Below are 24,262 nucleotides of genomic sequence, written 5' to 3' on the forward strand. Positions count from 1 at the left end.
ATGACTCAAGCCATTTTAGAACTTAGCTCAATTGAGAAAGCCTTCCCTGGTGTGAAAGCACTGGATAAGGCAAGCCTCAACGTTTACCCAGGACGCGTAATGGCGTTAATGGGCGAAAACGGTGCAGGTAAATCAACCCTCATGAAAGTGCTGACAGGTATTTATCACTTGGACGGCGGTACTATCGCCTACCAAGGAAAACCTGCCGCATTTAAAGGGCCGCGTGATTCTCAACAAGCAGGCATTAGCATCATTCACCAAGAACTGAATCTGATTCCTGAGTTAACCATCGCCGAAAACATCTTCTTAGGTCGTGAAATCACCGGCACCATGGGTCGCATCTTGTGGAGCGAGATGTACCAAGAAGCGGACAAGCTACTTAAACGCCTGAACGTAAAGCACAGCTCAAAAACACTTTTAGGCCAGTTGAGCCTTGGTGAGCAACAAATGGTAGAGATCGCGAAAGCCCTTTCGTTTGAATCAAAGGTCATCATCATGGATGAGCCGACTGACGCGCTAACCGATACTGAAACTGAGTCTCTGTTTAAGGTGATCAACGAACTGCGTGATGAAGGCTGCGGCATTGTTTACATATCTCACCGACTCAAAGAGATCTTTGAGATTTGCGACGACATCACCGTACTTCGCGACGGCAAATTCATTGGTCAATGTGAAGTAAAAGACACCGACGAAGATGGCTTAATCGAAATGATGGTTGGTCGTAAGTTAGACGAGCAATATCCACGTATCGGCCAAAGCCACGGTGAAACCTGCCTTGAAGTGATCGGCTTGACTGGTTCTGGTGTTCATGACGTGAGCTTTACGCTAAAACGCGGTGAAATCCTGGGTGTATCTGGGCTGATGGGCGCAGGTCGTACCGAACTGATGAAAGTGATTTACGGTGCCCTTCCAAGTGAACGCGGCGTCATCAACCTAGAAAACAAAACCATCAACCCTGTAAGCCCGAGAGATGGCTTGGCCAATGGCATTGCTTACATCTCAGAAGACCGTAAAGGCGATGGCTTAGTACTTGGGCTTTCTGTTAAAGAAAACATGTCTCTATGCTCACTGGATCTGCTGACTAAGAGCGGTCAAATCCAACATAAAGACGAAGTGATTGCGGTTGATGACTTCATCAAGCTATTCAACATCAAAACCCCAACTCGCGAGCAAATTATTGGCAACCTTTCTGGTGGTAACCAACAAAAAGTGGCTATTGCGAAAGGCTTGATGACCAAACCAAAAGTACTGATTCTCGACGAACCAACGCGTGGTGTCGATGTCGGTGCCAAGAAAGAGATTTACCAACTCATTAATAAATTTAAAGCCGACGGCATGAGCATTATTTTGGTCTCATCTGAAATGCCAGAAGTGTTAGGAATGAGTGACCGCATCATGGTGATGCATGAAGGCCGTGTAAGCGGTGAATTTGATGCTAAAGAAGCAAACCAAGAATTATTACTGGCGTGTGCGGTCGGTAAAAAGATCAACGAGGACGCAGCATGAGTACCAAAACCATGAGCAAAACAACTGAAACTGAAGCGCCTAAGAAGAAGCCGTTAATCAGCAAAGAGTGGCTGATTGATCAAAAATCATTGATAGCTTTGATCTTCCTGATTGTTGTCGTTTCTTTCTTAAACCCGAACTTCTTTACTGTCGACAACATCCTAAACATTCTGCGCCAAACCTCGGTTAACGCAATCATCGCTGTGGGTATGACGTTGGTTATCCTAACCGCGGGTATAGACTTAAGTGTCGGCTCTGTACTGGCACTTTGTGGCGCATTCGCAGCCAGCATGATTGGCATGGAAATCCCTGTGATGATAGCAGTGCCAACTGCTCTTGTAGCTGGTGCAGCATTGGGCGCTATCAGTGGTGTGATTATCGCTAAGGGTAAGGTTCAAGCCTTCATCGCAACGCTTGTAACCATGACACTACTTCGCGGCGTAACCATGGTTTATACCGATGGTCGCCCTATCTCAACTGGCTTCACAGACACAGCAGACGCATTCGCTTGGTTCGGTACAGGCTACGCAATGGGTATCCCAGTTCCAGTATGGATCATGGTCGTGGTATTCGCAGCGGTATGGTACCTACTTAACCACACACGCTTTGGTCGCTACGTTTACGCACTGGGTGGCAACGAATCAGCAACTCGCCTATCAGGCATCGACGTAGACAAAGTAAAAATCGGCGTTTACGCAATCTGTGGTCTGTTAGCAGCAGTGGCAGGCATCATCGTGGCATCTCGTTTGTCGTCAGCTCAACCAACCGCAGGTATGGGTTATGAGCTAGATGCTATCGCAGCCGTGGTTCTTGGTGGCACAAGCTTAGCTGGCGGTCGTGGTCGTATCATGGGCACATTGATTGGTGCACTGATTATCGGTTTCCTAAACAACGCCCTAAACCTATTAGACGTATCTTCTTACTACCAGATGATTGCAAAAGCAGTGGTTATTCTTCTGGCGGTATTGGTCGACAACAAAAACAAATAAAACCTATTCACATCCTAGGTTAATACAAGTAACACTCTAGTTTAATAAAAGTAACAGTTTGTTTTACCTTAAAATATTAGAATCTATAAATAATGTAACTACGAGCTAGGACTCACCTCCTAGCTCACCCTACACAAAGGACTTACACCATGAAAAAATTAGCGACTCTTATTTCTGCTGCTCTTCTTTCTACAACGGTATCAGTGTCTGCACAGGCGCAAGATACAATGGCAATCGTTCTGTCTACATTGAACAACCCATTCTTCGTAACCATGAAAGATGGCGCAGAAGCGAAAGCGGAAGAGCTAGGCTACAAGCTTATCGTTCTTGATTCTCAAAACGACCCAAGCAAAGAGCTTTCGAACATTGAAGATCTAACCATTCGTGGTGTTAAGGCTATCCTGATTAACCCAACGGATTCAGATGCTGTGTCTAACGCTATTCGTATTGCTAACCGCTCAGACATCCCAGTATTAACGCTAGACCGTGGCGCAAGCCGTGGTGACGTAGTGAGCCACATTGCTTCTGATAACGTAATCGGCGGTGAAATGGCGGGTCACTACATCATGGAAAAAGTGGGCGAAAAAGCGAAAGTAATCCAACTTGAAGGTATCGCAGGTACTTCAGCAGCTCGTGAACGTGGTGAAGGCTTCATGAACGCAGTAAACGGCAGCGACCTTGAGCTTCTTGCAAGCCAACCTGCTGATTTCGACCGTACTAAAGGTCTGAACGTAATGGAAAACTTGCTTGCTGCAAACCCAGACGTACAAGCTGTATTCGCTCAAAACGATGAAATGGCACTGGGTGCACTTCGTGCAGTTCAAGCTTCAGGTAAAGACGTAATGATCGTTGGCTTTGATGGCACAGACGACGGCATCGCTGCAGTTAACCGCGGCCTACTAGGCGCAACGGTTGCACAACAGCCTGACCTAATCGGTTCTCTAGGTATCGAAATGGCAGACAAAGTACTGAAAGGCGAAACAGTAGAAGAGTACGTACCAGTACCTCTAAAAATCATCGCTAAGTAATAGTTACTAGATAACACGATATAAAGCAGGGAGCCCCTATCCCCTGCTTTGCTTAACTCATTAGCTCACTGACTCAATACAAAAAAACCGACAGTGCATCGCTGTTTCTCATAAGCCGCTAACAAGGCGAGCAATCAACGTAATGAGAAAGACCCATGCATTTTCAAATACGATATATCATAAGGCTCGTATCATGACTCAACTGATTGTTTTAGGTAGCGTTAACGCTGACCACGTACTGCAAGTTCCTTCGTTCCCTCGTCCGGGTGAAACCTTGATTGGCGGTAACTATCAGGTCATCCCTGGCGGTAAAGGCGCTAACCAAGCGGTCGCTGCTGCGCGATTAAACGCAGATATCGGCTTTATCGCCTGTGTTGGCGACGACCCATTTGGCATCAACATTCGTCAAGATTTCGCTAAAGACGGCATCAACATCGACGGTGTTATCGTTGCAAACAACACCCCAACTGGCATTGCGATGATCCAAGTATCTGCAACGGGCGAAAACAGCATTTGTCTTTCTGCAGAAGCTAATGACAAGCTGACTTGCGACCAAATCGAACCACATCTAAAGAAGATTCGCGGAGCCAAGTACCTGCTGACTCAACTTGAAACACCGATTGAAGGCATTGAATACGCAGCAAAAGTAGCGAAAGAGAGCGGAACTCGCGTGATTCTAAACCCTGCCCCTGCTCGTCCATTGTCGGATACCTTACTAGCATGTGTTGATGTGATTACACCAAACGAAACCGAAGCAGAAGTATTGACAGGCGTTACCGTAACCGACAGCGCATCTGCTCATCAGGCGGCTTTGGCTCTGCATGCTAAAGGCATCAAGACTGTGATGATCACACTTGGCGCTAAAGGCGTTTGGGTGAGTAAAAACGGAGAAGGTGAGTTAATTGCAGGCTTCCGCGTTGAAGCGACAGATACCACGGCTGCTGGTGATACCTTCAATGGCGCATTAGTGACGGGCTTGCTTGAAGACATGCCATTAGAACGCGCAATTAAGTTTGCTCACGCTGCGGCTGCAATTTCAGTGACTCGCTTTGGCGCTCAGACGTCAATCCCAAGCAGAGCTGAAACGGATGCGTTTTTATCAGAGCAATTATCTGCTTAGCTTGACACCTATTTGAAGGCTTAACTCCTGAGCTAAACCGTAGTTAACGGGTGTTAGCCTTCAATTTCGGTAACAACAAATAACAAGCATAAGCCCCTGTTTTCGGGCAGAATATCGCGCAACGTGGCAAGTTACTCCCACAAGGATTTTTTATGACAACAATGAAAGACGTCGCTCGGCTAGCAAAGGTTTCAACTTCAACCGTCAGCCATGTGATCAACAAGTCACGTTTTGTCAGTGAAGAGATTGCTGAGCGTGTTAACAGTGCGGCTAAAGAACTCAACTACGCACCGTCTGCATTGGCTCGTAGCTTGAAAATGAAGCAAACCAAAACCCTTGGGATGCTCGTGACGACCTCTACCAACCCATTCTTTGGCGAGGTAGTAAAAGGTGTAGAACGTCGTTGCTACGAAAAAGGCTACAACCTTATCTTGTGTAACACCGAAGGCGATAGCGAACGCATGAAATCCTCTATCGATACGTTGCTGCAAAAGCGTGTCGACGGCTTAATGCTGATGTGTTCAACCCTTGAGGGCGAGCACATTGATGTATTTGAACGCTACCCAGAATTACCTATCGTTGTGATGGACTGGGGCCCAATGTTGTTCGCGAGCGATAAGATCCAAGATAACTCGCACCAAGGTGGTTACATGGCAACCAAGCACTTGATCGATAACGGTCATGCTCAGATTGGTTGTATCACCGGCCCACTTCACCGCAATCAAGCCTCTTCTCGTTATCAAGGCTTCAAGCAAGCGATGGAAGAAGCGAATCTAGAGATCAATCCTAAGTGGATTGTTGAATCAAACTTCGAATGCGATGGCGGTTTTGACTCTTACCAAACTTTAAAAGCGCGTGGTGAAATGCCATCAGCACTGTTTGTTAGCAATGACATGATGGCAATGGGTGTAATTCACGCGGCTGCTCAAGATGGCACATCGATTCCAAACGATCTTTCGATCATTGGCTACGATGACATCCACCTGTCTAAATACATGACCCCAGCTTTGAGCACTATCCACCAGCCAAAACATCGTTTAGGTAAAGCGGCTGTGGATACGCTTTTGAGTAGATTACAAACTCCAGACGCTTACCCGCAAGTCGTTGAACTGGAACCGACTCTTGTTGAACGAAGCAGTGTAAAAGCGATTTAGTACTCGCCATACACATTACACCGTTGAAAGCTAGCTTATTTGTTTTTTGGAACATAATAACGCCACTTACTCGCCCCTAAAATGCCTTGAATATTCAAAAACTTACACTCTAGAATATGCACTTACGGAATAAGCTACTAATTACACACATTACGACTAATTGTCATCTACACTATCAATACATGACATGGACATGGAGAGTGCCGTTTTATGATTGCGGGTTGGTTTGACAAGATATCCCTACAGAAAAAGCTATTAGTCAGCTTTTTGATTCCTATCACCTTAATGGTTGCTGTTTCCTTTTCTGTTCATGAAAACAGCCAATCTATGGTCGAAGACAACCACTTGGTTGTCCATACTCACAAAGCCATTGCTCGAGCTCAGGAGTTACTAAACCTAGTCGTAGATATGGAAACAGGACAACGTGGTTACCTAATCACAGGAGACCCTGTCTTTTTAGAGCCCTACCACCTCGCACTCGATGTGTGGCGTCAAAAAATTCAAACCCTTGCTACTCAAGTTAGCGATAATCCACCTCAAGTTGATCGCCTAAACAGAATTGATGATATCCATAAAACTTGGCTCAAAGAATCCGGAGAGGAGGAAATCTTACAGCGCAACCTCGTTAATAAAGGTGAAGCAGACATGCAGAGTGTCGTAGAACTCACCAAGCAGCAAACGGAAAAGCAACTGATTGACCAAATACGACGTGAAATCGCTCGATTTATCGAAATAGAAGAACAATTAATCAGTGTTCGTGTTGTTAAATCTGATAACTCCGCCAAGCAAACCGATTACGCTCTATTAGTCGGAACGCTCTTTTCGACATTAATTTCTCTGATTGTTGCTGCGTGGGCGTCAAACCGTATTAATCAAAGATTACACACCCTACTTGAAGCCACTAACCAAGTTGCCGCTGGCCATTTGGATCAAGGCGCTGCGACTCTGGAGTTGGGTTCAAATATAAACACCCAAGACGAAATCGCTCACCTCAAACAAAGCTTTCAAAAAATGACAGCCAATTTGATCAGTAATGACAGTGAAATGCGAGCGAAAAATCAGGAGCTAATCGCCGAACGAACCAAAGCAGAAGCCGCAGTAAAAGCTAAGAGCGATTTTCTGTCGACCATGAGCCACGAGATTCGAACGCCCATGAATGGAGTGCTTGGCATATCTCAGATCATTGCAAGCCAAACCCAAGAGCCTGAAACAAAAGAGAACATCAACATCATTCTTGAATCTGGCCACCACTTAATGACCATACTCAACGACATTCTCGACTTCTCTAAAGTACAAGAAAACAAGCTTGAGTTAGACTTTGCACCCTTTCATTTTACCCAAGTTATGCAACCCGTCTGTAGCGCACTTAAGCCATTAGCAGACGAGAAAGGCATTCGCTTGTTAATCGAAAATAACATCCCAACCCATATTCAACTTATCGGAGACTGTGCTCGGCTGCGCCAAATTATGTACAACTTGGGGGGGAACGCGACTAAGTTCACCAAAGAAGGTCACGTGTCCATTCAAGCGGATCTCAATAGACCAAATAACCAGCTCATTATCAGCGTGACAGACACGGGTATTGGTATTCCTAAAGACAAGCACGAACAAGTTTTTAACTCATTTGAACAAGCAGATACATCAACAACCAGACAGTTTGGCGGCACAGGGCTTGGCCTCGCGATCGTTAAGAACCTTGTCAATCTAATGAATGGGGAAATCATCTTGACCAGCGCAATTGGCCTTGGAACAAAATTCCAAGTCTCTATATCTATTGCGTGGCAAGAAGGCAAAACCGGTGAGAGTACGACACAGATGACGAATACAGAAAACCTCACGTGTAATTCAATGAACATCCTATTGGTCGAAGATAACCGTATCAATGCCATTGTTGCGCAAGGCTTCTGTGAAAACTTAGGCCACCATGTCGATCTTGCTAAAAATGGTAAGCTTGCGATTGAGCGCCTCAAAACCACTCAATATGACCTTATCTTGATGGACAATCACATGCCCGAGATGAACGGGGTCGAGACAACTCAATACATCCGCGAGAAACTAAAGCTCGACACCTTAATTTTCGCCTACACAGCAGATGTGTTTCGTGAAGCTCATGACAATTTTATTCAGGCCGGTGTTGACCATATTCTTACTAAGCCATTGCAGCAAGAGAGTTTCTTTGACGCCCTACAACAGTTTTCAAATCGATTACCTAAGCAAACTGAAACTAAAGACTCAAATTATGATGAAAATATCGTTGAGCTTCACCGAAAACCAATTGAAACGTTGAGATTAACGGAAGAAGAAATAAGCCATTCAGAGGTAATACACATACTGAAAGACGACACAGAAGGGTTCAACTTGCTTATCGATTCAACCATTATTGAGTTTGAACAGTCTGTTGATCGAGTCATCGAATATTATTTGGCGAAAGAGTTGAAGCTATTGTGCCGCACCCTGCACTCCATTAAAGGTATGTCTCTAAATTTAGGTCTTAAGATGCTTTCTAAACAAGCACTGGAGCTAGAAGTACAAGCAAAAAATCAACAGCTGCCTGATATTGAACTGCTACAAAAGTTGCTCAATCGCCTCATGGTCAATATCCATCAAGCTCAGCGGATGAAAACCGGCAATTCATTAGAACGTCTTAATCAAATGAACGATAAGACTTAAGAAAATGTCATTCCTAAACCAAAGGGCAAGGTTATCTAACCTTGCCCTTTTCGATCAAACGCCATTAGACGAGAAATTCTAACGACTCAACACTGAAGCTATCTCTTGCATTTCATCGAACACATCAACACCATTGTATTGAGGCGCAATAGACAGATCCTGAATACTCACACTTTCTACAGATTGCTTGTCGCTGAGTTGAGTCACTAACTCACCTTTTGGTGAATAAACTCTACTGCCACCACAATATGTCGCGGAAAACGCATCTACCACATCCTGCCCAACGCGATTACACGTCACGACATTACACCCGTCTTCTAAAGCTCTCGCTTGAGCAATGGCAAAGCTATGATGACCACCAAAATTCGCTGGATGGAGAATAACGTCTACCGACTGATATGCCCTCATGATTTCTGGGAACCAAATATCAAAGCAAATCGCGACACCGAACTTCAATCCTTTAAAATTAAATGTCAGTAGTTCACTTCCTCTAGAAAAGTACTCTTTGTCGAATTTCGTTTGATCCCCTCTCACTTGCCTACGCGAACGCCAACGGTTGAAGCAAGCGCACACTCTCATAAGCATCTCAGCTCAACTACTTCATCAGCTTGGGCTCTGGTAAAACGGGCGGCGTGCTATCCATATAGGTTAAGAAGTTTTCCCATACCTCATGTGTTCTCTGCTTAGTGAGTTTGGTTTTGCAAGAAAGCGTCATAACCCCTCGAATGGAACCATCGCGCCATTGGGTGTATACAGAGTCACAATGAGCCAACATGTACGTCTGCCAGCTCTCCTGAGCCTTCTTCATTGAAGCCACCAGCTCAGCATCATAAGCATTGTGCTCAAAGCTGGCTGCAAGGTATTTATCCAGTTCCGCTTGTGCAGATTCCAACTCAATTGCGGCACACTGATTGATCTCGATGGTATTCATCGCATTCTCACAATCGATAGCACTTTGATCAGCCAACGCAGAGAATGAGAAGCACACGGCTATGAATGCTAATATAAGTTTTTTCATAAACATCCTAAATATTGTCACCCCTGAACGGTTCGATGATATTTCCATATAACCTTGTTTAACTTGTGACCATATCAGCTAATTAGATTAAACATGGCTCTATATTTAAATCTCTTTCGATCTTTAAGCAAATAACATCAAAATTTATCGGGATATAAGCGTTTTTTATACGTGTGAATAATGCAAAATATCACCAATCCCACCAATAAAAAAACGAGATAACATCAAGATTTCGCTGGTAAAAATGGAAAATATATTATCTTTATCAATAATTCATGCGCGCATTCACAATATTTATTATTACTATTGCTACGCAATCGTTAAATTTATAAATTAAATTGAATGCTCACCCAATCGGTAACGCTTCTCCAACTATGGATATCAAGTACCAACATTTTGCCAAGACTTCGCTCTACTTTGCCATTTCTTTCTTCTTCTCTATGGCATTGCTTATCCCGTTTACACCATCTCACTATCAGAATTTAACCCAAGACACATCAAAGCTCGTCGAAACACAACTTGAAGGTATCCAATCGAGGTTCGACCGTTTTTTATCAGGCATCACCCCTGACCAATCTTGCGATGTAATTGTTAGACAGATGCGACAAACCGTTTTTGATGCCGATTGGGTAAAAGAAGCAGCGGTATTCGATAAACAGAACCAGTTTTATTGCTCGACTACAGATGGTGAAGTTTCGTTTCGCCTTTACAGCACCATCAGACAAAGACTCAATGACGATCCAAATTTAACGACCCTGTCGTATTCAAACTCGGCCATCACCCAAGTTCAGTCCATCATGCTCATTTTCTCGAACAAAGAAAATGCCGGTGTGAGCCTGATGATTCCGCCACACTTCATCTATGACATTGTCGAAACAAACCTTAACAGCCATGGAATACAGGCTAAAGTCGAAGTGATCAAAAGAGACATCCACCCTACTAACATTGACTCATCATTAGCCAAGGTGCGTATACAATCAAACATTTACCCGCTGACCATCACCTCATACATTGGGTATCAGTATTATCTTCACTTCATGTTGAGCTATTTATGGTTTGGCTTTTTGATGGCCGGAATTACGACCATTATTCTCCTTTCCGTCAAACATAAGAAACAGAGCCAACGTAGCTTAGAGTATTCGCTTTCAAGTGCACTAAAAAACAAACATCTACATGTTCACATGCAGCCCATCGTTAACCAAAACACCAACGAGATCGTTGGCTGTGAGTCATTATTACGATGGAACGACCCAATTGAAGGTAACGTATCCCCTGCTATTTTCATCCCACTAGCTGAAAGCTTAGGGCTGATTGAGGAGCTCACTTACTTCGTGCTACGCAAAGTATTAATGACGCTGAAAAGCAATCAAGACGTGTTCGAATCAAAGTACATCAGCGTCAACATCAGTCGCAACGTTGTGTCCAACAGTAACTTCTCCAACAAGGTAATTAGCATCTTTAAAAGACACCCTGAGATCCTCAAGCAGGTGGTATTTGAAGTAACAGAAGATGGTGAATGTTCTGATGCCGATATGGTCAAAATTAGAGACAACCTTACCAAGCTATCGAACATGGGCGTGAGAGTCGCGATTGATGATTTTGGTACAGGCTACGCCGGATTAGACTTTGTAAGACAGTTCCCGTTTAGCATTCTCAAAATCGACCGGGTGTTCGTGAAAAACATCTCCGACGAATCCATCTTTGGTCTCCCTTTACTCGAATCCATGCTTCAACTATCACGAACCTTAGGTATGCAAGTCATCGTCGAAGGTGTCGAGTACGAATCACAAGTAAAAATCTTGTCTAAGCTAGGTGTCGACTATATCCAAGGCTTTTATTTTTATAAGCCGATGCCGATAAACCTGACGCTAAGCTTGCTTAAGCAACAGCATTTTGAGTCTGATAGCATTGAGAAGCCTTCGGCATCAACGCCGGAGTGTGAGCAAATTTAAACTGTTTGATAATTGCAGCCTGCGTAGACTCTTTTTACTACGAGTCTACGCTTACCGCGAGCATAAGGGTCTTGTTTACGGCTTACTCATAATCAAAACATTGCTGTTTAAGCCAATGGCCTAACGTTTTGATTTCAAACTGCTTAGCTCTCGACTTTTTGTATACAAAATACATGTTGTCGCCAGTCGGCAAATCGTGCATTGGGATACGAACCAAGTTTTGTTGAAGATCTTGGTCGTTAAGAAAGTAGTCGTTCAGGAACGCAATACCTTGATGGTATTTCACGGCCTCGGCGGCCAGTACCATGTGGCTGAACTGGCTAATTTTCACATCCTTTGGCAAGCTGAAGCCACCGCGTTCACACCACTGAATCCAGTCTTTCGCTTCACCGCCATCCTTGAAGATTGAACTTACTGAAAGTAATTGCTGATCCCACAGAGCCTCTGGCAAAGGTTTATCTTCGATCCTCTGCCACACCTTTTGGCTACAGAACGGATATAACTGCTCTTTGTATAGGAAGTCACTAACGTAGTTTTTCTTAGGCGGGTAGGCAGTGATAAAGCAGTCGGCAACTTGATCTGAAAACTCAGGCTCATCGGCTACCATACTTAACGTTAAGTCGATTTCTGGATGCTGTTGGCGTAAGTTTTCGAGCCTAGGTACCAACCATTTCACGGCCAGAGAACTGTACATTGCAATCCGAATTTTGCCACTGTCACCTTCGCGGATTTGGTAGCTGGCTTGCGCGATATTCTGTAATGAATGAGACACATCTTCGTAGTAACGCTCTCCTATCGGGGTGAGCGATAAACGCCTTCCCTGACGCACAAACAAGGTTTCACCTAAGTATTCCTCCAGCAAGCGAACCTGATGACTCACCGCACTTTGAGTAACATGAAGCGCTATAGCCGCCTGAGAAAAGCTATTAAAACGAGCGACTGACTCGAAACATTGTACTGCTCTCAATGGTGGTAATTTCATTATTAGTTCAGCTCATACTAAGTGAATTTTTATCATTATATATGAAACGATTTTATGCATTAAGATTACGCCATCACACTTCTTCACTTTCTTTTTAACTCACACTGAACACGCGTCAGTCAATGATAGGAGCTTCTTCATGCCTACAATGTCTGTTGGAATGGCAATGAGTTTACTCATTGTCGGCAATCTAATTGCGGTTTTCTCTGATGCCTTAATTAAAACCTTAGGCGAAGACACTGCTGTGTTTCAATTTGTCTTCTTCAGACAACTAACTGCCGTGTTAATCCTTCTGCCTTTTTGTTTTGGCGTGAGTAAAAAGAGCTTCACCGACGGGCTAAAATGGCATGCCTTGCGCGCGCACATCTGGTTACTGGGTGCAATCTTTATGGTGTTTGCCATCAATGCCATGTCATTGGCTACCGCTAACGCGATTTTCTACGCCGCACCTTTGATGATGCTTCCGTTAGCCTTGGTCTTTTTCAAAGAACAACTCAACCGCTACTCTGTTGCTGCTGGAATATTCGGCTTTATGGGCGTTCTGGTCATCATTCGCCCGACAGAGATCGATTGGGCGGCCATTGCTGCGCTTATCGTGGCGTTAACCATTGCCAGCAATAACTTATTAATCCGCAAACTCCCGAAGCACCAAACCGTCGCACAAACGTTGCTGTTAACCAACTTAGCAGGCGTTCCGGCATCACTTGGACTCGCTATTTGGGAAGGCCGAGAATGGGATTGGTCACCACTGATCACTGCCGCAGGTTCAAGCAGCTTCATCCTCATCTACGCGGCGATATGTGTCGTCACTTACCGATCGGCAGAAAGCAATAAAATCGCCAGTGCTGAATACAGCGGCTTACTCGGAGCGGTGGGAGTTGGGTTGGTCTGGTTTGGTTTGGTGAAATGCCTGATATTGCAATGGTGATTGGCACTGCGATGATCATACTGCCACTCATCTGGCTGGCTCGAAATGAAAAGAAGCAAAGCTAACAAAGTTTATTGATACCAGGCCTGAATACCAAGCGAAATGAGTAAGATATCACTTCAGATAAGAGCTTTAATTAATATAAACGATGTGAAGCCGTAGCTGTAAAAGCAACGGCTTCGTCTGTTCGAACAGAGCTTAAAGAGAAATAGAAAGCGAACAAAGGGTGAGTGAGTTAGTCAGCTAATTAGGCTAGTTCGTCGCTTTTGAATCTGATGAATTGGCCGCTTTCGTCGCTTCTTCAGCGGTTTTCTTACCAAACACCGTATCCATCATAAAACCAATACGCTTAGATGCATTACCGAACTTATTCGGGTTAGCCGTATATGGAACTTTAAACTCTACTTCACCTACTCTTTGCCCGTTCTGATAAGCATTGATCTCCGCTTGCTTTAAGAACAAGGCTAAGTCCCAGCCCCAATGGCCTTCATACTCCAATGTTAGCTTATCAAGATCGTGCTGCGACTTATCTGGTACGACGGTGTAAGTATAATCGTTATCTTGCAGCCACGTTTCCATGGTATTTAAGAACCCTTCACGTGTTTCAGCGTCTTTAACAATCACAACATCCACTTCAGTCGTAGGTTCTGGAATCGCGCTCCCTGTGTAACGAGGGGCTCCACAACCAGCCAAAATTAAAACCGAAAGCGATAATAGTAGGTATTTTTTCACGTTACATATCCATTAATGATTATTTGGGTGAATAGTACCATAAAATAAAAACAGCATGTCATATACCAAGGAGTCAACAAGACATTCCTTGTTACATAAAGCATTGAAAAATAGCGAAAGAAAAACCAACGACCATGGGTCTCCTTTGATGGACATTTAACTTCATCGCATCTTGAGTACATTAAAAGGAATACCATGGAAAAGACACTTCAAACCAAACTGGCGACCAGCCTACTACTGCTGAGAGTCGGCATTTTTATCGTCTTCTTGTTCTGGGGCTTGGATAAGATCCTTGTGCCTGAACACTCGACAAAAGTACTGTTCGGCTTTTACGGCATCGACGTGTCGAACAATGCGATGATGGCGCTGGGTGTCGCTCAGCTTGGATTTTTAGGCGCATTCGTCGTCGGCATGTGGAAAAAGTACACCTACGGTGCGGTTTTGGTCCTGCACGCAGGCTCAACTTTCGCCTCTTTTGGAAAATACATGGACCCGTTCAACAACCTACTGTTCTTTGCCTCTTGGCCAATGCTCGCAGCCTGTATCGCACTATTCTTACTGCGCGACTACGACACTTACAGCGTTGCCAACTAACACAAAGGGCGCCTGTTACTGGCGACCTTTGTGTTTAGCTTGATTATTAAACGTTTGTTATAGCTCTTTATCCTCGGGTAAAAGCTTTAAGAATGTTATCTGCAACAGAGTTACTTTCGAAGTAATACTCTAACGAAACGTATGGGGAGCTTTCATAAACTAAACATGAAGCACCGACTCGCAAATCTCCAACGGTTTTAGAGTAGCTCGATTTACCAGCTTCAATCTGAAATGCTGGATAATACTCCTGAAACTTGTCAACCAAATAGCCTAAAGCTGAAATGCATTCACTCTTACTGATAAAACCTCGCTCGACTTTAACTCGACCCACCAATCCAGAGCCATTGTCTATTGTAACTTCGTAGTCTGATACAAAACTAAGCTTTGAGTCAGTATCTATCTCTAAAGGCACTCGAAAATTAGTAACTGGACTATCAGTAGCAATATTGAAGTTTTTCAAAGGTACGACTGGAAAAGGTTTAGCTACTTCAACTTCAAATATAGGGAAACCTTCACCTTGAGAGGTTGTGTGTTGTTCTACTGAACTAAAACCACTCCCCATCATATAACCAAGGGTGGTCATGCAGGCCATGACTAAACCTATTTGCATTTTGTGCATCTGATTCCTTAGACTATCGTTGAGCTATAACGAATGACAGGGATCCCCTTTCGGAGGATCTTCCACAATTGTGCAGTACCTAATTGCACCGAAGCTATCATTTGAACAAAATTTAAAGCCTTGTTAGATGACGATTACTCCGAACTTTTGAGTTCTTGCGGATTAAACTTGTAGTTATAACTATTCCACTTTGAAGCAATACCAATATCATAACCGTAGGTAAGAGTTACTTTAATCAAGTTTTTATTTAGTGACTCTGGGTAAGTATAAATTATAGTTTGGACTAGTTGCTTTGCGATCTCTGAATCTCGAACACTATCTTTATAAAGAAAAGCTTGAGCTTTCACATATGTCGTTGTTTTACTGCCAGACTTTGATGAAGCAAAAGTTGTTGAACCTTCTGTGACCCCTGCATATTTTACTGACTCATTATTATTGATTGCTTTCTGTGTTACTAACAGTCCCTTGAACGATTCTGATTCAGTTAAGTCAGAAGTAAGAGCGGGGACAAGGATCGCAGTAACAAATAAGCCGGTAACCACCACTAAGTGAGGTCTCCAGACTGATGGCAACTCTTCAGAACTAGCCTCTGCATTTACGACATAAGTGCCTACGGCAAGATCATGTAATGACTGTCGGGTTACGCGATTAAAAATATATAAGTAAGTAATTGAGCATAAGCCACCAAATACGATAAACGATAAGAGGTACATTAAATATGGGATTACTGCTTCGTTAGTAATTTGTGTTCCATTCAGAGAAAATGGAACGGCAAGGAAGCTATACCTCAAAAAGGACTTCGGTAGGCTGATAGTTGAATTGCATGAGTCAACAACTCTTATATTTAGAAGCTTTTTCCCTATTGTCTGGCCATTTAATAAAGAGCTATTCATTACACCAAAATATGTAATTGACACAACAAAGCCAATCAACCTTCCCCACTCACCAAGCTGGACGAAAACATCTTCTAGAAATAAGCCGACAACATACCCCAATACACCTAAAAATATTGTGTCAATAAACAAGGCTCCGATTCTCGTCCAGAAACCACAAATCCATTTTTCTTGTACTTCTTCCAAAATATAATCCTTACTATGATGCTTGAAAGTAATCTAACGAATGACATGGATTCCCCCTACCGAGGATCTGCCACACTTATGTGGTGCTCAATCACACCGGACACACCATGTCTACTTGAATTACTGATTAGGTTATTAGTATCGCTCGCTTAATAGCTTCAGCTAGCCCATCGGCGTTTTCCCACGCCATTGAATGCCCAGCATCAGAAACAACGCTGATCGCTATATCGTGGTTACTCAGCTCTTCTGTATCGCGGTCAGGTAAAGATTCACTACCAAATATATAAGTTCTGTTTACGTTCAGAGAATACAACCTATCACGCCAACTCGGGAGTTGCCCTTCTATCAAGGACACGGCTTGCCTGTGTGTACCTATCGCTGAATTCACGGCTAAACTGGCAGCCCATTGAGTATTTTGGTCATCGATGCTGTGTTGCACTATCTGGGCGTGACCGTGATTGGCATATTCAAGCTCGGTGTAGCTCGCAATCTTCTTGCTAAAGAACCCGCCACCGGAATCAAGATTGGCCTCACTCAACACCAAGGCCTGCAGTTGTGGTTGAACTTTTTCAGCCAACACAACCGACACAGCGCCACCCATGCTGTGACCGTAGATAACAAACTTATCCAAACACAAAGATTGAATAAACGCCTCAAGATAAGCCGCGTGGCTACAGATGGAATAATCGAAGTCCTCAGGTTTATCACTAAACCCAGAACCTAACAAATCAACAAGAATGCGCCGATGAGGAAGCAACCAATCACTAGCCGCAACGGCCGGATAATCAAACGAGGAAGCACAGCCAATACCATGTATAAAAATAATAGGCACTTCCGAACCGGGAAGATCATGATACCTGAGTATCGCGTTGCTCCCCTTAACCTTAAACTCTTTCATTTATTCCTCTGAAACCAACTGAACACAACACTTAACATATACATACTTCACATACCAAGCGTGTCGAATTGCTTGTTATTGATTAGCCAATCAAGCCACTGAAAACACAATGCGCTCTTGGCTTTCATCATCTTTCAACTCAAGTAAAATGCCTTCGGCCTTTGCGTCTTTTAATGCGTTAACTAATGCTTCTAATTACTCCCCGTTTTCGTCAAATTTAGACGATATGTTCTTGGGTAAGAGTGTCACAACCAACTTTGCCAAGCCTAAAGGAACCACCAAGCTGTCCTTTAGCTCACTAGTTTCAAAGCAATAAGTGTCCATTTTGAGCTTACGCATGCAAAAATACTCGCCGAACACATGGACTTACTAGAGTACCTTTTCTTTGAGATTTGTCTGTGAGTTACATGCGAGAAATGAAACATTACACATATTAAAAATGCATTGATTGGCCCACTCTAAAACTGCGACAGCTCAGGGCCATCTTGAAGGTGACAATTACATGTATGAGAAAGGTGTTTGTTGGATTGGATGCTAAGGGAGATTTTGTTAGGAGAAGTAGCTCCGTGGCCGTTTACATGGCGTATGAGGCTTGAAAAGCGAGTTTTATTAAGTAAGCCAAGTTTAAATTACTGAAAAATGTGGATTTAATATCAAACCACCAAATTATATTCGACTATGTTGAAAATGCTAATCATATATTTCACTTTAAAGAATATTTCTTTTGAAATGAATTTTATCAACTTAATAATCAGTTAGTTTAATTATCCATTTTATCACTAATTAAAAATATTTTTTAATTTTACATCATGCACCAAGATAAATGGTTTTTATATGCTAATTTTATAATATAAAAATTAATATCCACTGGTTCTGCTTTGATATAACAGCTTTGTTGTACGTTGGGAAATTTTTGGTTAGGGGATAAATCCATGATAATTAAAGAAGTTAAAAACGTATCGATTGCTATTAGAGTTTGGGCGATTCTCGCTTTGTTTGCAATCGCTTTACTTGCAAATACCATTTTAAATATAGACGGCTCACGCCAACATGTACGTGAGAGTTATCAAAAAGGGGTGAAAATTCTAGTTCAAAGCGCCGTTAGCGTTATTAAGCATTATGAAAATCAAAGTGCAATAGGGAAATTAAGTGAAGAGGAAGCACGTGCACGCGCATTGGAAACCATCTCAAATATGCGATTTGATGGTGGGAATTATATCTTCGTAGGTGATCGAGAAGGAAAGCAAATAGCTACAGGCGTCCCCTCTCTTTTAGGAAAAAATATTATGGACCTTCAAGATAGTAAGGGTAAATATTTTGTCAGAGAGATGTACAGCATTTCGAAAAATGGTGGTGGATTCATTGATTATCATTGGAAAAACCCGAACAAACAAACGCTAGAGCCAAAAACCAGTTATGCAATAATGTTAGAGCCTTGGGGATGGATGGTTGGTTCTGGTGTAAATATGGTGGCCTTACAAGCGACGACTCACCGAGCTGAGATGACATCGATAGGTTATGCAATAGGCATTTTAACGGTTCTCTCACTGATCGTTGGTTACTTCATCAAAACCATCACTCTCCCAATAAATCGTACTTTGGCTGCGATGAAAGCATTATCAAAAGGTGAAGGCGATCTAACGCAACGTATTCCCGAAGAAGGGAGCAAAGAACTGATTTTCTTGGCTCGTTATTTCAATCAGTTTGTAGAGTCTATTCAATCAATGATGCTAGGGATTCAGGGAATTGGGACTCAAGTATCAGCGTCGGCAACGCAACTCACTGATTCGGTACACCAAATAGATAATAGCCTTAACCAGCAAAGAAACGACGTGGATATGCTTGCGACAGCCATGACAGAAATGCTTGCTACCGTTGAGGAAGTTGCTGGGCGAACCGTTGAAGCAAATGAAGCAAGTCGGTTTGCAGCGCAGGAGACACAGAAGAGTTCCTCAATTATTCAAAATAATGTGATAGAAGCTAACGAAATGGCGGAAGTCATTACCTCTGCAGGACAAGCAGTCCAGAAGCTGGCGCTTGATGCAAAAAATGTGGATACGGTTCTAGAAGTTATTCGAGGAGTCGCAGAACAGACAAACCTCTTAGCACTCAACGCCGCCATTGAAGCCGCTAGGGCTGGTGATCATGGTCGGGGCTTTGCTGTGGTAGCAGATGAAGTAAGAACCCTGTCTCAACGTACTCAGGAGTCCACACTTGAGATTCAAAATATTATAGAAAAGTTGCAAGTTGGCGCTGAAAATGTCGTTACAGTAATGCATCAAGGGGTTGATAAAGCGAATAAAGCCTCAGAGCTATCAGCGCAGGCAGGATGCAAGATTGACGAGAGTAACAAGCAAGTTAATAAGATCGAAGGTATGGCGCAACACATTGCAACTGCTGCTGAAGAGCAAACACTCACCGTGAACGAAATAAACCGTAACGTAGCCAGCTTGAGTGATATGGCGACTTTAGTGTCGAGTGAATCTACCGAAATGGCTAATTCGAGCCGGGAACTCAGAGGTATCTCGGAAAATCTCATGTGTACAATTAACCGATTCAAACTTGCATGATGCAAGAATTTGCTTTGAAAAGCGGAAGTTTCCTACGCATAAAAACGAATAGCAGTAGCTCACGGAGCTACTGCTAGAACTGATTTCTTCCATTGATTGCAAAGACAGCTTCCACAGGAGAATCAGTCTAAACACGAACATAAACCCCTTTTTTCAAACACCGCATCCCTTTAAGTTCTAGTGCATGAGAGTTATCACAGATAAAAACATGCCCTCCGGGTATGAGGATGTCTTGAGCATACTTACGGACAATATCGTGATACTCATTGGTTAATGATGCGATAACAATCGCATCTAACCTACTATTGTACTGATTAAAATTAACGTGGTCGAAGTTATTAAATGTGATTTTATTTTCTATTTTTCGATTGATGGAAAAATGACTATTCTTCATTTTAACTTTGTTAGACTCTAGATATTCAGCTAATTCACCTCGGGTGTTACTAAATAACCTTTCTTTGAAGTTCCCTTTACAGTTGATTTTTCTAAAACTATTGTTGTCAACCAAAGACATAATCCGACAAAAACCAGATGAGATCATCTCTGTCTTTTGTTCGTAATAAGAATGTAACATTGCCAATGAAAAACTATCGTAATATTGACCTGTATCTAAACAACAAATAAGTAAATCACTCCCCCGTATCTGCCTTTCGATCACAAGCTCACTGTAGTCTCTATATAATTCAGCGTTATAGAAAAAGTTGTCAGTTACCATATTTAAACCTTGAGGTTTTGTTTTACTCGATTTAAAAAAGAGGCGAGTTAGCTAGTGGGATAAATTTTTTCGACAAGCGATAAATTCACACAAAAAACAAGATTATGTGGTAAGTCTGAATATGCCACTCCAACTTCACCAGTCACAAAGTTAACGGACTTTGCTATATCTTCTTGAAAGTGTTCAAGTACTAATTGCAATAAGCAATCTTTACCCAACATATCCATCAATACTCCTTTAGAGTTAGAAGTGAAATTATTATATAAGTATAGAACCTAATAATGGTCAAACCTGAATATATATTTTTCAGATTAAATGCGATGTAAAGCAATGATTTTCAACTATATTAATTTATTTTTAAATTTGTCCACGCCCTTTACTTTTTCCGGCCATGAGTTCAAGTAATGAAAACCATGTATCCAAATCAACGAGGAAAATCGTGCTGACGCACTTTGGGGGCATGCGATGTGAAGTGTTATGAAGCACTATTCACCGCTTTTGGCTAAACCCCTTTATCACAAGGGGAATCTGGGGCTCTGAATGATTGGGGAACAAATAACGGAAGGCATAAGCGCCTTCCGTCGTTCAAGCAGGTGATAAGGTAAGTACTACTTACTTACGCTAATCATCTCGTTAAAGTAATCCACTTGCTCTGCCATGCTCACACTTTGGTTGTTATAGCCTAGCGCCCACATAAAAAAGCCACCGTAGCCGTTATCTTTCTGCCATTTAGCACGGTCTAGGTTGTTCTGGCGCGTTTCGACAAAGTTACCACCTGGCTCTGGTGACCACTGACTGTTTATCGTATTACCTAAAACAATCTTCGACTTGTCTCCAATGTACTCAGCGTAGTTTGCCATCGCGACTTCATATAAGAAGTTTCGACCCGCGTCGTATGTCATCACGTTAAAGAAATCGAAGTCGTTCTTGGTTGCTTTCAACAGATCAATCACTTCACCGTGGTGAGATGAACGGCCAGACTCTTCAATGTAAGAGCAGTTTTCAAACACGCTTGCATCCATACATTCAACAGGATCCGCGCCTACGTGGTAAGTCGTCAGAGAAAGAACCTTCGTATTGCCCACCTTCTCACGGATAAGCTTGATCAAAGCCGTCAAGTCTTGGTTCTCTTTGTCTGTGATTCGTGCCGCTTTCTCAAAGTCAAAGTCCAGACCATCAATGTGCACGTAACCCGCTAATTGGTACTTGCTGTAATCACAGCTACCGTCAGAGTTTGTTGCAAGACACTCGCCTTCCACCTCTTCAGGTTTTAGGTTCTTTTTGTACACAGGGAATGGCGTATGCACCAAATCAACTAACCCATTCGCAACCGATTCACGGCTTTCAGGCGTACTGATCGCCGACCAAATGCTCTCGTAAGTTTGACCACCAAACGCAACCATCATAGTCGCATTTTCGTTGTCATGCTTGAGCGTTGACCATGCTAGGTACTGTGTTGGCATCCAGTCCGGATTGTAATTCGGTGGTGTTAGCATGCCATCAGAGATCGTGATGTTACCGCTCGCGTCCCACTTACCAAATGACAATAAGTAACCATCACCTTCTGAGTTGAACAGCTCTTGGTAGTCATTTAACCCCCAAGACGTTAGGTAACTGATAGAGCGATCAGGGTTATCGACTAAGCCGCCACCACCTGTGCTTTCTTTGACTGTAATGTTAGACGTTGCAGAGGTTTGCTCTTGGTTGGCCGTATTCACCGCTTTTGCCGTGACAGCATATGTACCCTGCTGAGCACCTAGCCACTCATATTCATAAGGTGCTTCCGTGTCTTTAAACAGCTCGTTACCGTTCGCAATGAAGCTTACCGAGGAAATATCGCCTTCGTAACTCTTCGCGTCTGCTTTGATCGAAATCGCACGACCTTCGAAGTAGCTTGAACCATCCACAGGAGATGCTAAAGAAACAACCAAGTCTTTATCAGTAATCGCTAAAGAAATTGGCGCCGCCTCCGCACTCGCACCTTGGTCATCGTAGGCAACAACCGTCAATGTGTATTGGCCTTCAACTTGGGCAGGCACCGTGATGGTGTAAGTATCACCTTGTGAAGGCGTGTTTGATGTCGCAACCAGTTGACCATTCAATTGAACATCAACGCGAGCAACTTCAGTATCATCCGATGCATCGACAACTACGTCGAATGCTTGGTTAGGTGCGATTTTCTGTCCATCTTGCGGTGATTGAACGTCCACCACTGGCACAGGGTTCGGATCACACTCACCCGCTTCATCCCATGCATCTTTCCACGCATCAGGATAACTTGGATGACCAGTTCCTGGTGTCCATACAGGGTTACCACACCAACCCGCGACCGTACATGAGTAGATATTGCCAATGTTAGTGACTTCATCACCGACGTTATAGGCCACACCATCTTGGTACTGAGGTATGTCACCACAGCTGGTGCTTGTATCTGTCACCGTGATGGTTAAGTTCTTACTAGAGACATGTTGTTCGTCATCTTTTGCTTCCGCACGAAGCGTAGTAGAGCCTGCCGTTTGCGTTGTCCAGTCACAAGAGAAATCTTGGGTCGTTTTCGCATCAAGAGAACACACTTCTGAATCGTTAGCGAAGAACTTAACCGTCGCTAAGTCATCATCTGCATCTGTTACATGCGCTGAAATTGTGATGCTGTCACCTTTTTGGTGAGAAGAGCCTGCGTCTGGCGAGATAAACTCTATCACAGGTGGATTTGGCGCCGTCGATTCTGACTCTACCGTCACTTGAACTGCTTTTTCTGTGAGTTTATCGCCACTGTCATTGAAAGCCATCACAGTGATCGATGCTGCACCAACTTCGCTTGGAAGCCAAGCTTGTTGGTATTCTGTTGTACCTTCTACAACGTTTTGCTCACCCAATTTGGTCCTGTTTGCCCAGAACTCGAGTTTGCTTGCACCCTCACCTTCGACACCCGTAATGATGTCAACATTCGTACCTGTGTAAACCACTGAGTTTTGAGCAGGCGCTAAAATATCCAGTGAAAATTCTGGTGGAGGAACAACTTCGCCATCCACTTTGACCACAACAGAATTCTCAAACGCATTCAGATCAGTCAGTTCGCCACCGAAAGAAATAGTCAATGCCGCAGATTCACCTGAGGCCAGTTCACTATCAACCCAAGAGCCTTCCGGGAACGTCAACGTCACGGCGTTCAATACCCCATCCGCTTGCGTCGTATGAGAGATTTCCCATGATGGGTAAGAAAGATGGTTCGACGCCCAGTTGATCTCGTTAATCGCTACTGGCAATAAAAATTCGATCACGGCTTCACGCATGTCTGCGCTATCTGAGCCCGTGTTTGTGATATCTAGCTTATAGGTGCTCCAGTATTCACTTTCTGACTGAGCTACCGCATCAGTACTGAACTCACTAGCCATGGCTTGTGAAATTGGATTCAACAATAAGCCAGAGCAAAGCATTGTTAGCCCTAACGCGCGATATCCAAAAGAGTGAATCTGTTTAGCACTGCTCTTTCTTAGATACATACTTGATTCCTTAGCTTTATATTAATTATTTTATTTCTGCAATAAACCTGCAATTGGAAATTCATCCCCCCCTTGCAAGCACACTTAATTTACACAAGAAATTAACCAACAAGGAATTAAACTTTTACTTATTGAATAAATGTCAAAATTTATTTAATTATGAGATGAAGCCCAAAATTTCGGAAAATACAATTATGTAAGGCCC

The 24,262-nt window shown here is 43.3% G+C and carries 18 protein-coding genes and 2 pseudogenes; 10 read left to right on the plus strand and 10 right to left on the minus strand.

What is annotated here, in order from left to right; translation table 11 throughout:
• From rbsA to BCU34_RS13275, 6 genes are all read left to right on the plus strand, one after another.
• Nucleotides 1-1,506: a ribose ABC transporter ATP-binding protein RbsA gene (gene rbsA / locus BCU34_RS13250; RefSeq protein WP_048663433.1), complete on the plus strand. Its 1,506-nt coding sequence runs from the start codon at nt 1-3 to the stop codon at nt 1,504-1,506.
• A complete protein-coding gene (rbsC, locus tag BCU34_RS13255; RefSeq protein ID WP_009844905.1) occupies nt 1,503-2,495 on the plus strand; it encodes a ribose ABC transporter permease in 993 nt (330 codons plus the stop codon). Before rbsA ends, rbsC begins: the two co-directional genes overlap by 4 nt.
• Before the next feature lie 149 nt (nt 2,496-2,644).
• Entirely contained in the window at nt 2,645-3,523 is an 879-nt protein-coding gene (gene rbsB, locus BCU34_RS13260) for a ribose ABC transporter substrate-binding protein RbsB (protein ID WP_102478578.1), read from the plus strand.
• 193 nt (nt 3,524-3,716) lie between these two features.
• On the plus strand, nt 3,717-4,643 hold the full coding sequence (gene rbsK / locus BCU34_RS13265; protein WP_102478579.1) for a ribokinase: 927 nt from the start codon (nt 3,717-3,719) through the stop codon (nt 4,641-4,643).
• Nucleotides 4,644-4,795: 152 nt separating this feature from the next.
• On the plus strand, nt 4,796-5,797 hold the full coding sequence (locus BCU34_RS13270; RefSeq protein ID WP_102530363.1) for a substrate-binding domain-containing protein: 1,002 nt from the start codon (nt 4,796-4,798) through the stop codon (nt 5,795-5,797).
• A gap of 210 nt (nt 5,798-6,007) precedes the next feature.
• On the plus strand, nt 6,008-8,467 hold the full coding sequence (locus BCU34_RS13275; protein WP_102480177.1) for a CHASE3 domain-containing protein: 2,460 nt from the start codon (nt 6,008-6,010) through the stop codon (nt 8,465-8,467).
• Nucleotides 8,468-8,545: 78 nt separating this feature from the next.
• On the opposite strand, the pseudogene BCU34_RS13280 reads toward BCU34_RS13275, so the two are convergent.
• Together BCU34_RS13280 and BCU34_RS13285 are read right to left on the minus strand one after the other, a co-directional pair.
• A pseudogene (locus tag BCU34_RS13280) lies at nt 8,546-8,989 on the minus strand (carbon-nitrogen hydrolase family protein); the annotation flags it as partial.
• A 73-nt stretch (nt 8,990-9,062) separates the two neighbouring features.
• Nucleotides 9,063-9,485: a lysozyme inhibitor LprI family protein gene (locus tag BCU34_RS13285; protein WP_102480181.1), complete on the minus strand. Its 423-nt coding sequence runs from the start codon at nt 9,483-9,485 to the stop codon at nt 9,063-9,065.
• 374 nt (nt 9,486-9,859) lie between these two features.
• Here BCU34_RS13285 and BCU34_RS13290 point away from each other — a divergent pair, with 374 nt between their 5' ends.
• Complete coding sequence (locus tag BCU34_RS13290; protein ID WP_102480183.1) at nt 9,860-11,437, plus strand: EAL domain-containing protein; 1,578 nt, start codon at nt 9,860-9,862, stop codon at nt 11,435-11,437.
• 82 nt (nt 11,438-11,519) lie between these two features.
• Here BCU34_RS13290 and BCU34_RS13295 read toward each other — a convergent pair whose 3' ends face one another.
• Nucleotides 11,520-12,419 carry a LysR substrate-binding domain-containing protein gene (locus BCU34_RS13295; RefSeq protein WP_102433577.1) on the minus strand — a complete coding sequence of 300 codons (900 nt, stop codon included), beginning with the start codon at nt 12,417-12,419 and terminating at the stop codon, nt 11,520-11,522.
• Between the two features lie 139 nt (nt 12,420-12,558).
• On the opposite strand from BCU34_RS13295, the pseudogene BCU34_RS13300 reads away from it, so the two are divergent.
• A pseudogene (locus BCU34_RS13300) lies at nt 12,559-13,412 on the plus strand (DMT family transporter).
• A gap of 187 nt (nt 13,413-13,599) precedes the next feature.
• Here BCU34_RS13300 and BCU34_RS13305 read toward each other — a convergent pair.
• Nucleotides 13,600-14,079, minus strand: coding sequence for an Sbal_3080 family lipoprotein (locus tag BCU34_RS13305; RefSeq protein ID WP_057621948.1), 480 nt, complete (start codon nt 14,077-14,079; stop codon nt 13,600-13,602).
• A 195-nt stretch (nt 14,080-14,274) separates the two neighbouring features.
• Here BCU34_RS13305 and BCU34_RS13310 point away from each other — a divergent pair, with 195 nt between their 5' ends.
• Nucleotides 14,275-14,673: a hypothetical protein gene (locus tag BCU34_RS13310; protein WP_102480185.1), complete on the plus strand. Its 399-nt coding sequence runs from the start codon at nt 14,275-14,277 to the stop codon at nt 14,671-14,673.
• A 67-nt stretch (nt 14,674-14,740) separates the two neighbouring features.
• On the opposite strand, the gene BCU34_RS13315 is transcribed toward BCU34_RS13310, so the two are convergent.
• The 3 genes from BCU34_RS13315 to BCU34_RS13325 all read right to left on the minus strand — a co-directional run bounded on the left by BCU34_RS13315 (nt 14,741) and on the right by BCU34_RS13325 (nt 17,269).
• On the minus strand, nt 14,741-15,292 hold the full coding sequence (locus tag BCU34_RS13315) for a hypothetical protein (protein WP_102433574.1): 552 nt from the start codon (nt 15,290-15,292) through the stop codon (nt 14,741-14,743).
• A gap of 134 nt (nt 15,293-15,426) precedes the next feature.
• Nucleotides 15,427-16,371, minus strand: a complete 945-nt coding sequence (locus BCU34_RS13320) for an RDD family protein (RefSeq protein WP_102433573.1) — start codon at nt 16,369-16,371, stop codon at nt 15,427-15,429.
• A 127-nt stretch (nt 16,372-16,498) separates the two neighbouring features.
• Entirely contained in the window at nt 16,499-17,269 is a 771-nt protein-coding gene (locus BCU34_RS13325) for an alpha/beta fold hydrolase (protein WP_102441112.1), read from the minus strand.
• Between the two features lie 932 nt (nt 17,270-18,201).
• Here BCU34_RS13325 and BCU34_RS13330 point away from each other — a divergent pair.
• Nucleotides 18,202-19,839: a methyl-accepting chemotaxis protein gene (locus BCU34_RS13330; protein WP_102431309.1), complete on the plus strand. Its 1,638-nt coding sequence runs from the start codon at nt 18,202-18,204 to the stop codon at nt 19,837-19,839.
• A gap of 127 nt (nt 19,840-19,966) precedes the next feature.
• On the opposite strand, the gene BCU34_RS13335 is transcribed toward BCU34_RS13330, so the two are convergent.
• From BCU34_RS13335 to BCU34_RS13345, 3 genes are all read right to left on the minus strand, one after another.
• A complete protein-coding gene (locus BCU34_RS13335; protein ID WP_102431308.1) occupies nt 19,967-20,554 on the minus strand; it encodes an SAM-dependent methyltransferase in 588 nt (195 codons plus the stop codon).
• Between the two features lie 47 nt (nt 20,555-20,601).
• Complete coding sequence (locus BCU34_RS13340) at nt 20,602-20,781, minus strand: hypothetical protein (RefSeq protein WP_102431307.1); 180 nt, start codon at nt 20,779-20,781, stop codon at nt 20,602-20,604.
• A gap of 381 nt (nt 20,782-21,162) precedes the next feature.
• Nucleotides 21,163-24,057 (minus strand): Ig-like domain-containing protein, encoded by a 2,895-nt coding sequence (locus tag BCU34_RS13345; protein WP_102479790.1) that lies wholly within the window; start codon nt 24,055-24,057, stop codon nt 21,163-21,165.
• Nucleotides 24,058-24,262: the final 205 nt, after the last annotated feature.

Origin of the sequence: Vibrio sp. 10N.286.45.E10, from assembly GCF_002874195.2 — a bacterium.
GTDB lineage: Bacteria > Pseudomonadota > Gammaproteobacteria > Enterobacterales > Vibrionaceae > Vibrio > Vibrio crassostreae.